Annotated in this window: 12 protein-coding genes; all 12 read left to right on the top strand. The window is 64.1% G+C overall.

All coding sequences use genetic code 11. The annotated features are described in order from the left end of the window. Nucleotides 1-65: 65 nt before the first annotated feature. Nucleotides 66-203 (top strand): hypothetical protein, encoded by a 138-nt coding sequence (locus tag IVB41_RS16865; RefSeq protein WP_197031186.1) that lies wholly within the window; start codon nt 66-68, stop codon nt 201-203. Nucleotides 204-454: 251 nt separating this feature from the next. Further along, nucleotides 455-1741 carry an oxalate/formate MFS antiporter gene (oxlT, locus tag IVB41_RS16860; RefSeq protein ID WP_027569143.1) on the top strand — a complete coding sequence of 429 codons (1287 nt, stop codon included), beginning with the start codon at nt 455-457 and terminating at the stop codon, nt 1739-1741. A 259-nt stretch (nt 1742-2000) separates the two neighbouring features. Then, entirely contained in the window at nt 2001-3323 is a 1323-nt protein-coding gene (gene oxlT, locus IVB41_RS16855) for an oxalate/formate MFS antiporter (protein WP_027569142.1), read from the top strand. 174 nt (nt 3324-3497) lie between these two features. Further along, nucleotides 3498-3923 (top strand): CBS domain-containing protein, encoded by a 426-nt coding sequence (locus IVB41_RS16850; RefSeq protein ID WP_027569141.1) that lies wholly within the window; start codon nt 3498-3500, stop codon nt 3921-3923. A gap of 104 nt (nt 3924-4027) precedes the next feature. Continuing rightward, nucleotides 4028-5047, top strand: a complete 1020-nt coding sequence (locus tag IVB41_RS16845; protein WP_247288860.1) for a 2-dehydropantoate 2-reductase — start codon at nt 4028-4030, stop codon at nt 5045-5047. Beyond that, nucleotides 5047-5832, top strand: a complete 786-nt coding sequence (locus tag IVB41_RS16840; protein WP_247288858.1) for a fumarylacetoacetate hydrolase family protein — start codon at nt 5047-5049, stop codon at nt 5830-5832. Before IVB41_RS16845 ends, IVB41_RS16840 begins: the two co-directional genes overlap by 1 nt. 279 nt (nt 5833-6111) lie before the next feature. Beyond that, nucleotides 6112-7518 carry a hypothetical protein gene (locus tag IVB41_RS16835; protein ID WP_247359830.1) on the top strand — a complete coding sequence of 469 codons (1407 nt, stop codon included), beginning with the start codon at nt 6112-6114 and terminating at the stop codon, nt 7516-7518. 19 nt (nt 7519-7537) lie between these two features. Continuing rightward, the gene (locus IVB41_RS16830; RefSeq protein ID WP_247433015.1) at nt 7538-8296 is read left to right on the top strand and encodes a hypothetical protein; all 759 of its coding nucleotides are present in this window, start codon (nt 7538-7540) and stop codon (nt 8294-8296) included. Nucleotides 8297-8466: 170 nt separating this feature from the next. After that, entirely contained in the window at nt 8467-8667 is a 201-nt protein-coding gene (locus IVB41_RS16825; protein WP_007608336.1) for a hypothetical protein, read from the top strand. A 67-nt stretch (nt 8668-8734) separates the two neighbouring features. Further along, a complete protein-coding gene (locus IVB41_RS16820) occupies nt 8735-9385 on the top strand; it encodes a hypothetical protein (protein WP_027569137.1) in 651 nt (216 codons plus the stop codon). Between the two features lie 914 nt (nt 9386-10299). Further along, nucleotides 10300-11295, top strand: coding sequence for a nitronate monooxygenase family protein (locus tag IVB41_RS16815; RefSeq protein ID WP_007593350.1), 996 nt, complete (start codon nt 10300-10302; stop codon nt 11293-11295). Between the two features lie 25 nt (nt 11296-11320). Beyond that, nucleotides 11321-12292 carry a zinc-binding dehydrogenase gene (locus IVB41_RS16810; protein WP_247288854.1) on the top strand — a complete coding sequence of 324 codons (972 nt, stop codon included), beginning with the start codon at nt 11321-11323 and terminating at the stop codon, nt 12290-12292. Nucleotides 12293-12355 lie beyond the last annotated feature (63 nt).

Raw genomic sequence — 12355 nt, 5'->3', positions numbered from 1 at the left:
TGGTATACATAAATTCCCCTTCGAAATGAGACAGCACTACTGACCGTCTCAAGAAAGGGAATTCGATGTCCAAGACCGCTTCCGTCGCTCTCGCGCCGTCCTCCTCGCTGTTCGCCCGTCTGATGGCCACGATCGACCGCCTCCTGATGGCGAGCGCCAGGATCTCGAATCACAACGGCGACCTGCCGCGCTTTGGCCTGTGACCCGGGCAGCCTCCCGCCCCTGCGCGCACAGCGGCAGACGGTTTTAGATCAGTCCGCATACTACTTTTGATGAATGGCCCCGGATGACGGGGCCATTTCTACTTGTGCTGTCCTGAGTCACAGCCGCAACCGGGCAAGGTCCTGCGGCATTTGCGCACGGTGACCGGACCAGCGCTTGAAGCTTGGCATAATGCATACAAGAATGCCGTTCCAGCGCTCGCAGAAAAATGAGAGGCGCCACGGGAGGCTTTATGACGGACATGGTGCAAGCAACCGCCCCGACAGCCGCGCGCGTTAGCGACACGTATCGCTGGACGCAATTGGCGGTCGGTGTCGCGGCGATGGTGATGATCGCCAACTATCAATACGGCTGGACGTTCTTCGTCCCCGACATCCAGAAGAAGTTCGGCTGGGATCGCGCGTCGATCCAATGGGCCTTTACCCTGTTCGTGCTGTTCGAGACCTGGCTCGTGCCGATCGAAGGATGGTTCGTCGACAAATACGGTCCGCGCCTCGTCGTCCTGGTCGGCGGCGTGCTCTGCGCCGCCGGCTGGGCGATCAACGCGCAGGCGACCACGCTCAACGGCTACTATCTCGGCATGATCATCGCGGGCATCGGCGCCGGCGGCGTCTACGGCACCTGCGTCGGCAACGCGCTGAAGTGGTTTCCGGACAAGCGCGGTCTTGCCGCAGGCATCACGGCCGCGGGCTTCGGTGCAGGCTCTGCGCTGACCGTCGCGCCGATCCAGGCCATGATCAAGGACAGCGGTTTTCAGACCACCTTCCTCTATTTCGGCCTCGGACAAGGCATCATCATCTGCATTCTCGCCTTCTTCCTGCTGGCGCCCAAGGCAGGCCAAGTGCCCAGCGTGGTGGCGAACGCCAATCTGCAACAGACCCGCCGCAACTATCAGCCGACCGAAGTGCTGCGTCAGCCAATCTTCTGGCTGATGTACTTCATGTTCGTGATCGTCGGCGCCGGCGGCCTGATGGTGACGGCCAATTTGAAGCCGATCGCGGCCGACTGGAAGATCGACAACGTGCCGGTCACGCTGATGGCGGTGACCATGACCGCGGTGACCTTCGCGGCCACGATTGACCGCGTGCTCAACGGCCTGACGCGTCCGTTCTTCGGCTGGATCTCCGACATGATCGGCCGCGAGAACACGATGTTCATCGCCTTCGGCATGGAAGGTATCGGCATTTGGATGCTCTACCTCTGGGGCCAGGATCCGCTCTGGTTCGTGCTGCTCTCGGGCTTCGTGTTCTTCGCCTGGGGTGAGATCTACTCGTTGTTTCCCTCGACCTGCACCGATACGTTCGGCGCCAAGTTCGCGACCACCAATGCCGGCCTGCTCTACACCGCAAAGGGTACGGCCGCGCTGCTGGTCCCGATCGGCAACTACATGCAGCAGTCGTCGGGCAGTTGGGACAACGTGTTCATCATCGCAGCCGGCGCCAACATCCTGGCCTCGGCGCTGGCGATCGCGGTGCTCAAGCCCTGGCGCAAGGTGGTGGTCGCGCAATCGACTGTCTGACGCGCTCCAAAGCGCCTTCTCGTGCAAAACGCCCGGCCTCACGGCCGGGCGTTTTCGTTTTGCGCAACGTCTTCATGAGTCCGCCGTTCCCAAACGGAACCCCGCATATTTTTGTCAGTGGCGCGCCAAGATAGGGCTTGCAATCTGGAATATGGTATACCAAGGTCCTCATCGCGCTTGCGACGATAAGCCACAATATTGCGACATCAGGTCATCTTGCGACCGGTGTCGAACCAGACAGGCGCTCGGGAGGTTTTTGATGATTTCCAGCACCGATGGCGCTGTCACGGCCGCGCCTCTTCGCACAGGTTTCCGTTGGCTCCAACTGGTCATGGGCATCGTCTGCATGGCGATGATCGCCAACCTGCAATATGGCTGGACGCTGTTCGTCGATCCGATCGATCACGCGCACCATTGGGGACGCGCCGCGATCCAGCTCGCTTTCACCATCTTCGTCGTCACCGAAACTTGGTTGGTGCCGATCGAGGCCTGGTTCGTCGACAAATACGGCCCGCGCATCGTCATCATGTTCGGCGGCGTCATGATCGCGCTGTCCTGGATTCTCAACTCCTATGCCGATAGCCTCACCTTGCTTTACGCGGCCGCGATCATCGGCGGCATGGGCGCGGGCGCGGTGTACGGCACCTGCGTCGGCAACGCACTGAAATGGTTTCCCGATCGCCGCGGCCTTGCTGCCGGTGCGACCGCCGCCGGCTTCGGCGCAGGCGCCGCCCTCACCGTCGTGCCGATCGCGACCATGATCGCAACGAGCGGCTATCAGCACGCGTTTCTCACCTTCGGCATCGGCCAGGGCGTGATCGTCTTCGTGCTCGCCTTCTTCATCCAGCCGCCGCGGATTTCGATCCCGCCGAAGAAGAAGCAGCTCAATCTGCCGCAGACCAAGATCGACTTTACCCCGCCCGAGGTGCTGCGCACCCCTGTTTTCTGGGTGATGTATCTTGTGTTCGTCATGGTTGCCTCCGGCGGCCTGATGACCGCGGCGCAGATCGCCCCGATCGCGCACGACTTCAAGATCGCCGACACGCCGGTCACGCTCGCCGGCTTCCAGATGGCGGCATTGACGTTCGCGATCTCGCTCGACCGCATCTTCGACGGTTTCGGACGGCCCTTCTTCGGCTTCGTCTCCGACACGATCGGCCGCGAGCACACCATGTTCATCGCCTTCGGCACCGCCGCGCTGATGCTGCTGACGCTATCGGCCTATGGCCACGTGCCCGTCGTCTTCGTGCTCGCCACCGCGGTCTATTTCGGCGTGTTCGGCGAGATCTACTCGTTGTTCCCCGCCACGTGCGGCGACACCTTCGGCTCGAAGTTTGCAACCACCAACAACGGCATGCTCTACACGGCGAAGGGGACGGCGTCCCTGCTCGTTCCGCTCGCAAGCGTGATCTCGGCCACCTATGGCTGGAAGGCCGTGTTCGTGGTCGCAGTCGCGCTGAACGCGACGGCAGCCCTGACGGCGCTGTTCGTGATCAAGCCGATGCGCCGCTCCTTCATCCTCGGCAAGGAAGCCGAGAGCGCCAACGCCGCGACGGGGAACGCCAAGACCGAGACGGCATAACGAACACGCACCTTGCACGGATGAGAAGGGGCGCAGCGATGCGCCCCTTTCTTTTTGGCTCACGATAAATGTCAGCATTGCTGCCGCAAGATTTTTTGGATCAGCCAAACCGACGCTTGACGATTGGCATTATGTATACCACACTTGCCACATCATTCACCTAGGGAGGTTGCAATGCTGGTCGGAGACATTCTGCGCAAGAAGACACCGCGCGTTGTCACGGTGCGAATGAACGAAACGGTGGGTATCGCCGCCAAGCTGATGCGCGCCAACAACATCAGCGCACTGGTGGTGAAGGACGTGGTCCGCTCCGAGGGTAACACCGCGGTCGGCATGTTCACCGAACGCGACGTCGTGCGCGCGGTCGCTGAGCACGGCGCCAATGCCGTCAACGTCAAGGTCTCGCAGCTCGTCTCGGTGCAGCAACTCGTGTCCTGCACCTCGAGCGACACGATCGAGCACGTCCGCCATCTGATGAACCGGAATCACATCCGGCACCTGCCTGTCATCGACGATTACAGCCTCGTCTCGGTCATCAGCATGCGCGACATCGCGGCCGTCATCGACGAAGCACTCAACGGCACGCCGCAAGCAGCTTAAAGCGCCTCACTTCCCCTGCGACTACCGGCACCGGCTCGGACCCTTCCGAGCCGGACCGGATCTTTCGTCCCGAAATCCGGCTACTGCTGCTCCGCGAGGATTCCATGAAGATCTGCATCTACGGCGCCGGCGCAATCGGTGGATATCTCGGGGTTCAGCTCGCGCGCGCGGGCGCCGACGTCAGCCTGGTCGCACGCGGCGCGCACCTTGCCGCGATGCGCGAGCGCGGCCTGACGCTGCTCGCGGGCGAGGAGAAGCACACCGTGCATCCGCGCTGCACCGACGATCCGGCCGAGCTCGGCGTGCAGGACTACATCATCATCACGCTGAAGGCGCACTCGATCACCGGCGTGATCGAGACAATGCAGCCGCTGCTCGGCCCCCACACCCGCATCGTCACCGCCGTCAACGGCATCCCCTATTGGTACTTCTACAAGCACGGCGGCCAATACGAGAATTCGACGCTGGAGAGCATCGACCCCGGCGGACGGCAGTGGCGCGAAATCGGCGCCGAGCGCGCCATCGGCTGCATCGTCTATCCCGCCACCGAGATCGAGGCGCCCGGCGTGATCCGTCACGTCTACGGCAACAACTTTCCGCTCGGCGAGCCCTCCGGCGAGACCACCCCGGACGTGCAACGCCTCGCCGATCTCTTCGTCGCAGCCGGGCTGAAAGCGCCGGTGCTCGACCGCATCCGCGACGAGATCTGGCTCAAGCTGTGGGGCAATGTCTGCTTCAACCCGATCAGCGCACTCACCCATGCAACACTCGACGTGATCTGCACCGATCCGGCTACCCGCGCGCTGTCGCGCGCGATCATGATGGAGACGCAAGGCATCGCCGAGACGTTCGGCGTCAAATTCCGCGTCGACGTCGAGCGCCGCATCGAAGGCGCCCGCAAGGTCGGCGCGCACAAGACCTCGATGCTCCAGGATCTCGAGCGCGGCCGCCCGATGGAGATCGACCCGCTCGTCACCGTCGTGCAGGAGATGGGCCGCCTCACCGGCATCGCCACCCCCGCGCTCGATTCAGTGCTGGCGATGGTGACCCAGCGCGCCCGCATCGCCGGTCTCTACGACGGCATCTCGACACGATCGGATCCGCGCGCACTGGCGGTGGCGTGATGGCTCGCGAGATCAAACAATGGCTCCGCTTCCGCAATAGCGGTGCCACCGGGTTCGGCACGCTGAATTCGTCAGGCATCAGCGTGCACGAGGGCGAGATGTTCGGCCGCCATGCGGCCACCGGCAGGACGCTGGCGCTGCCGGAGGTCGAACTGCTCGCGCCCTGCGCGCCCAGCAAGATCGTCGCGCTCTGGAACAATTTTCACGCGCTCGCGGCCAAGCTCAACCAGCCCGAGCCGCCCGAGCCGCTCTACCTCCTGAAGGCCACCACCAGCATTACGACACCAGGCGCCGTGATCCGCCGTCCTTCTTATTACGACGGCAAGACCACGTATGAAGGCGAGCTCGGCATCGTCATCGGCAAGACCTGCGCCCGGGTGTCGCCGGCGGACGCGGACAGCTTCATCTTCGGGTACACCTGCGTCAACGACATCACTGCCAACGACATCCTGACCAGCGATCCCACTTTCCCGCAATGGGCGCGGGCCAAGGGCATCGACGATTACGGCCCGTTCGGCCCTGTCATCGCCACCGGTCTCGATCCGGCAAAGCTGGTGGTCCGCACCATCCTCAACGGCGCGGAGCGGCAGAACTATCCGATATCGGACATGATCTTCTCCGCGCAGGAGCTGGTCAGCAGGATCTCCCACGACATGACCCTGCTCCCCGGCGACCTCATTGCCGTCGGCACCTCGGTCGGCGTCGGCGTGATGAAAGAGCCGGTGAACATCGTGACCGTCGCGATCGACGGCATCGGCGAGCTGACCAACGAGTTTCGGCTGTAGCCACCAACGCGGTGCGGTAGCCCGGATGGAGCGAAGCGAAATCCGGGGCTGGCAAGGCTTGCAGAACCCGGCTTGCGCTTCGCTCCATCCAGGCTACGGAACACTCCATCCAAGCTCGGGAAATCCCGGCAACCAACTTCTCCTCCACCGATCGGCTGACGCATTCAGCCGTGGATCGTGCGACCGGACCTATCCGGCAAGCCCCCGCCGCCCTTGATCTCGGTTCCGCTCTCCAATAGCAATTATGGCGATAATGTGTGCCGGCGTGAGGAAGTCACGATGTGGCTGTTTTTCCTGGTTGCCTGGTTTGTTCTGCTCACCGCCATCGCGATCTTCGCCCAGCAGGCGCTCGGTTACGATGTCGGCCACCTGCCTGCCTGGTTCGGAGGCCTGCCTGTCCCGCAGCGGTTTGCGACCGGCGCGATCCTGGCTCTGGCGCTGGCACTGATCGGCGCCTCCGCCTGGCGGCTCTCGCGCCAGGACCGGCGCCTCGACACATTGCGCGACCGCCTCAAGAAGACCCGCGAGGACGTCGTCGTCGCTCATGCCCTGCAGAACCACCTCGACGCTACCGTCCAGCACCTGATCGAGAGCGATCCCCGGGAGGCCGTCTCCGCCCTCCATGACAAGCTGGGCGAGACCGAGCAGCGCGCCCTGCTGCAGCGGGGCCGCAACGAATCCACCGACATGCACGACCAGCTCGCCGAAATCCGCCGCCGCCAGCAGGAACTGCGCGACATGGTGGGCAAGGTCGCCGAGCAGCGCCGCGCGGTCGAGCCGGTTTTCACCGAGATCCGCGACCGCCAGAACCAGCTCGAACGCTCGCTGCACGACCTCGAGACCGACGACCGCAAGAACAATCTCGCCGACCGGCTCAAGGACATCGCGCGCGACGTATCGACGTTGCTGTCCCGGGTCGGCACGGTCCAGGGCACCTTTGCGACTCTGAACCAGTACAAGGAAGATCTGGCGAAGTCCCACGCCGAACTGGTGCCGCTGCGCGCCTCGGACGCCGGCCTCAATGCCTTGATTGGCGAGCTGGGCCTCAGCCATGAGCGCCTCGTCAAGAGCGTCGACGAGCTCGAAACCGTCGGCGAAGCGCCGCTTGGCACCCGCGTCGAGACGCTGTCGAAGAACAAGGTCGAGATCGAGCAGCGCCTGGCCCGCATCGACGACAGCTTCCACATCCTGAAAGGGATCGGGCTCGACTTCGAAGAACTCGGCCAGCGTCGGGCCCAGCTCGAACGCTCGCTCGCCGGTGTCGAGATCGACGCCGAGGGCAAGACGCTTGCCGACCGCCAGAATGCGCTGAACGATTTTGTTCTCCAGTCGCGCCAGCGCCTCGGCGCCTTACAGGAAACGCTGGCGACGCTGAACGCCTTCAAGACGGAGCTGTCGAAGTCGCAGGCTGACCTCGTCCCACTGAAGGCGCCCGTGTTCGGAATCGAGGCCATGATCGCGGACGTCGGCACGACGCGCGACCTCCTCGCCAAAACCGTCAGCGAGATCGAGGCGAGCGGCGACGTCAGCCTCGCCTCGCGCGTCGACGCGCTGACCAAGAGCAAGCGCGAGGTCGAGGACCGCCTCGCCCGCATCTTCGACAATTTCAACGCGCTCGACGGCCTGCGAAAAGACATCGGCGGCATCTTCTCGACCATCAGGAACAGCCTGAACCGGATCGGGTGAAGGCACCCGATCCTTCGGGATGGTTCGAACCGCGATCCCCATCCGCGCGACCAATCCGGACATGCGCTTGATCCTCGGCCTCTTCTCCGCCCTGCTCGGCGCGCTCGCCGGCTGGACCGCCCTTGCCGCACTGGTGATCGCGCTGGCCGGGCCAGACCGCGATGGCGGCATCGCCATGGGCGCCTTCTTCGACATCGGTCCGATCGGCGGTGTGGTTGGCCTGATCGCCGGCATCTGGCTGTTCGTGCGCTTCGGCCTGGTCCGGAACGCAACGCCACAGCCGCCCACGGAAACCTCCGACACTACGCCTCACCGCACCACGCAGCTCTCTGCGCCCTTTGCTCTGACCGTTCTGCTCATCGCGGCAATCCTTGGCTATTGGGGCTGGTACGAACTCATCCGCTCGCCCTATCTCAGTCACGGCTACATGACGCTCCACATCGAGTTTCGCCTTCCCGCCGGCATGACGCTGCCGGACAAGGCGGAGGATGTGCACATCGAGGTCGAGGAAGCGACAGGTTATGTCAGTGCCAATTTGCCTCCGAACTGGCGCGCGCATGAAGGCGAGCGCAAAGCGATCATTGCCTCCACATCGTTGACGTACAAAACGCGTCACCGCGCCGTCAGCCTGACGCTTCCGGGTTCGCCGACGCAGAGCTGGCCGATCGATCTCCCCTCCGATCCTGATCCCACCCCTGGCTTTTCACCCTGGCGCGCGGCGGGCGATGCGTCACCCGCGAAGATCGAGATGCATTTCCGCCTCAGCGCCGATCACTGACCAACGAGCGGCGCGAAGGCGAACATTCAGACACATCACGTCTCCGCGCGCCCGGCAGATGCCGCCAACATGTCGCGCGGATGCCGCACTGTGGACGCATTCGGCCGCCCTTCTGTGAGGCGTGTCTGGGGGCACGGCGGTGCCGTGTTTGGACCAAACCTTCTAGGGGTATGACTGTGAAGAAGATTGTATTTGTCGTGGGTGCTACGCTTGCTCTGGTGACGGTTGCGAATGCTGCGGATCTACCGCGCCGCCAGCCCGTTCCCGTCTATTCCGAGCAGGCGCCGATCGGCAAGATGCCGATTGGCAAGAGCCCGGTTGGAAAGGCCCCGATCGGCAAGGCGCCCGGCCCCGTCGCCGCGCGCTACTGACGCGCAGCGAAATACGCAGAAGCAAGCGTAGACTCTGCGTGAGTGGCCGACATTCGAGGGGCATAGCGTGACGAACAAACCTGATCGATCGGGACCCTGCATCCTTGCGGGATTCGCGCTCGCGGCCATGCTCGCGTGCACGACACCCTCGGCCTCGGCCCACGAAGCGAACAAGCGCGTTGCTGACGCAAACGCGCTTGCCACGACCGACGCCGTATCACGACCAGCGCCGCAAACGACGCGGCGCGCAGTCGCGCGCGCTGAGAAAGGTCCGTACTACGTCGATTTCCGCGCCCGCACGGCCGCGAGCTGGGGCCACGCCTTCGTCTGGTACGGCAAGACCAGCGAGCGCGCCGTCGAGGTCGCAGGGCTCACGCCCGCCGGCGACACCTGGGCCTATGTGCTCGGTCACCTCACCTGGGTGCCGGCGGAGACCGGCGCGAGTTACGGCGATCTCGACCCCGATTACCTGACCGCGAACTACCGCGTCTATTTGAACGAAGCCGACGCCAAGCGTGTGTTTGCCTATATCAAGAAATTGCAGGCGAGCTCGCCGGTCTGGAATGCCGAGACCACCAATTGCACCGGCTTCATCGGCGACATCGCCGAGTACATGGGATTGAAGGTCCCCAACCGCTGGCAGCGCCCGGAAAACTTCGTCAACAGCCTCAAGGAAATGAACGGCGGCCGCCAGATGGTGCGGTTGTCGGCGGAGTAGCTGAAGCCGTCTTGCCCGTCGGGCAAAACACCCGCGCAACTTCCCGCGTCGCCTGTCAATCCCGGCTCGCCAAAATATTCCACTTTACCGAATTCGGATTTGTCGTACGTACGCGATACCCTGACCCGGGACAAGGGGCGGATCGCGATCGTCACGAACCGCGGGTTGGGCAGCGATGGACGCGACGGCGTCGGGCGCGGCGAGCCTTGCCGGGCGGAAAACCGTGAGCACAGGCTTTCGCGCCTACGACACGGCGCCGACAGCGTCTTCGCATGGCTTCGGGTGCGAGCACACGCCAGCCCCGAAGGCCCAGCGAGGACGTGCGCGGACGAACAAGTCGTGTGGTCCTGACGCCCGGGGTCTATGCGTCAAGTCCTGCGGTGATGTGGCGGTCCAACCGGGCGCGCGCATCAGTCATCTGCATGGCGACGGGGGCAATAGTGCATCGCTCCCCGGGGAGAGCACGAAGGACACGTTAAAACCATCGCGCAGGGAAGGCCGGGCGATCCGGCGAACCTGTGGTCCACCCCGTGTGCATTCCTTTGGCGCACGGACTTGCGGGTGCCAGCCGGCGCTCGGCCTTCCCTGCGCCCTTGTTACGACGAGGGCGATGCGATCGGGCAAAGCTCGGGCGAATGCGCCGCGAGAGGGCGGAGGCGTGCCTTGCGAGAAAATGCAAGTTGATGGTCTCCGAAAGCTCCTCATCCTCCGTCGGTGTTGAAGCAGCGGCGCACAAAAACCCTCGCGCCACCCGGTGCTACCACCTCAATTATCCGCCTCACGGAATCCCCTCACTCCCCGCATGATCGCCCCGCCTCCACCGCACGCCCTTCCAATAGACTTTTCCCGACCCGGGCGGCATCCTGCCGCCATCAAACGATAACAGAGCGCCACACAGGCGGAGGAAACAGACCATGCTGCAGACACGGTTCACCAAGCTCGTCGGTGTCGAGCACCCGATCGTCCAGGGCGGCATGCAATGGGTCGGGCGCGCCGAGCTGGTCGCCGCCGTCGCCAATGCCGGAGCGCTCGGCTTCATCACGGCGCTGACCCAGCCGACACCGGAGGACCTCAGGAAGGAGATCGCCCGCTGCCGCGATCTCACCGACAAGCCGTTTGGCGTCAACCTCACCATCCTGCCCGCGATCAAGCCGCCGCCTTATGCCGAATACCGCGCCGCCATCATCGAGAGCGGCATCAAGGTGGTCGAAACCGCCGGCAACAAGCCGCAGGAGCACGTCGACGAGTTCAGGAAGCACGGCGTCAAGGTCGTGCACAAATGCACCAGCGTCCGTCACGGGCTCTCGGCCGAGCGCATGGGCGTCGACGCCATCTCAATCGACGGGTTCGAATGCGCCGGTCATCCCGGCGAGGACGACACCCCCGGCCTGATCCTGATCCCGGCCGCCGCCAACAAGATCAAGATCCCGATGATCGCCTCCGGCGGCTTTGCCGACGCCCGCGGCCTCGTCGCCGCACTGGCGCTGGGCGCCGAAGGCATCAACATGGGCACGCGCTTCATGGCGACCAAAGAGAGCCCCATTCATCAGCTCATCAAGGAGAAGATCGTCGCCAATGACGAGCGCGAGACCGAGCTGATCTTCCGCACCATGCGCAACACCTCCCGCGTCGCCAGGAACGAGATCTCGACCAAGGTCGTTGCGATGGAGAAGGAAGGCGCCAAGTTCGAGGATATCCGCGAGCTCGTCGCGGGCGCCCGCGGCAAGATGGTCTACGCGACCGGCAACTCGGATGAAGGCATCTGGTCAGCGGGCCAGGTCCAGGGCCTGATCCAGGACATCCCGACCTGCGCCGAGCTGATCTCCCGCATCGTGCGCGAAGCCGAGGCCATCATCCGCAGCCGGCTCGAAGGCATGATCGTTCATCCTACAGCGCAGGCTGCGGAATAATCACTGCAAGAAGCGAGAGCAATACATGAAGGCTTATGTCTACGGCCCTGGCGGCGCTACAATTTCCGACGTCGCTCAACCAAAGCCTGAAGGCACGCAGGTGCTGGTCCGGGTCCGCGCCTGTGGACTCAATCGCGCCGACACCGGCATGCGCAAGGGCCACGCCCATGGCGCGGCCGGCGGCGCCGGCACCGTGCTCGGCATGGAATGGGCCGGCGAGGTCGCCGCACTCGGACCGGATGCCAAGGGCGTCAAGGTCGGCGACCGCATCATGGGCTCGGGCGGCGCGGCGTTTGCCGAATATACGCTGGCCGATCACGGCCGGCTGTTCCGCGCGCCCTCGAACATGAACTTCGAGGAAGCCGCCACCCTGCCCGTCGCGCTCGCGACCATGCACAACGCCGTCGTCACCATCGGCGGCGTGCAGCCCGGGCAGGCCGTGCTGATCCAGGGCGCAAGCTCCGGCGTCGGCCTGATGGCGATGCAGATTGCGAAGCTCAAGGGCGGGAGACTCGTGATCGGCTCCTCGACCGATGCCGCCCGCCGCGGCCGACTGAAGGAGTATGGCGCCGACCTCGCGGTCGACTCCTCCGACCCCTCATGGATCGACGAGGTGCTGAAGGCGACGAACGGCGAAGGTGTCGACCTCATCGTCGACCAGGTCTCGGGCAAGGTCGCCAACCAGAACCTCGCGGCGACCAAGGTCAAGGGTCGAATCGTCAATGTCGGCCGGCTCGGCGGCACCCATGCCGATTTCAACTTCGACCTGCACGCGGCCCGCCGCATCGACTATGTCGGCGTCACCTTCCGCACCCGCACCATCGAGGAGGTCCGCGAGATCTTCGACGAGGTCAAGAAGGACATCTGGGGCGCGGTCGAGTCGCGAAAACTGCAGCTGCCGATCGACAAGGTGTTTGCCTTCGACGACATCGACAAGGCATTCGAGCACATGGAGGCCAACAAGCATCTCGGCAAGATCGTCGTGACGGTGCCGTAACATTCCTGAGGCCAAAGACCTAGGTCTAGTAGGGTGGGCAAAGCGAAGCGTGCCCACCATGCG

Origin of the sequence: Bradyrhizobium sp. 44 (genome assembly GCF_023073095.1) — a bacterium.
In the GTDB taxonomy this organism is placed as follows: Bacteria; Pseudomonadota; Alphaproteobacteria; order Rhizobiales; family Xanthobacteraceae; genus Bradyrhizobium.
The sequence above is the reverse complement of the archived record's forward strand: the minus strand, read 5'-3'. Positions and strand labels throughout refer to the sequence as shown.

Coding starts and splice junctions, on each gene's coding strand:
- IVB41_RS16850 (WP_027569141.1), top strand. CDS start 3,498: ATGCTGGTCGGAGACATTCTGCGCAAGAAGACACCGCGCGTTGTCACG.
- IVB41_RS16815 (WP_007593350.1), top strand. CDS start 10,300: ATGCTGCAGACACGGTTCACCAAGCTCGTCGGTGTCGAGCACCCGATC.
- oxlT (WP_027569142.1), top strand. CDS start 2,001: ATGATTTCCAGCACCGATGGCGCTGTCACGGCCGCGCCTCTTCGCACA.
- IVB41_RS16845 (WP_247288860.1), top strand. CDS start 4,028: ATGAAGATCTGCATCTACGGCGCCGGCGCAATCGGTGGATATCTCGGG.
- IVB41_RS16840 (WP_247288858.1), top strand. CDS start 5,047: ATGGCTCGCGAGATCAAACAATGGCTCCGCTTCCGCAATAGCGGTGCC.
- IVB41_RS16810 (WP_247288854.1), top strand. CDS start 11,321: ATGAAGGCTTATGTCTACGGCCCTGGCGGCGCTACAATTTCCGACGTC.
- IVB41_RS16825 (WP_007608336.1), top strand. CDS start 8,467: ATGACTGTGAAGAAGATTGTATTTGTCGTGGGTGCTACGCTTGCTCTG.
- oxlT (WP_027569143.1), top strand. CDS start 455: ATGACGGACATGGTGCAAGCAACCGCCCCGACAGCCGCGCGCGTTAGC.
- IVB41_RS16835 (WP_247359830.1), top strand. CDS start 6,112: ATGTGGCTGTTTTTCCTGGTTGCCTGGTTTGTTCTGCTCACCGCCATC.
- IVB41_RS16865 (WP_197031186.1), top strand. CDS start 66: ATGTCCAAGACCGCTTCCGTCGCTCTCGCGCCGTCCTCCTCGCTGTTC.
- IVB41_RS16830 (WP_247433015.1), top strand. CDS start 7,538: ATGGTTCGAACCGCGATCCCCATCCGCGCGACCAATCCGGACATGCGC.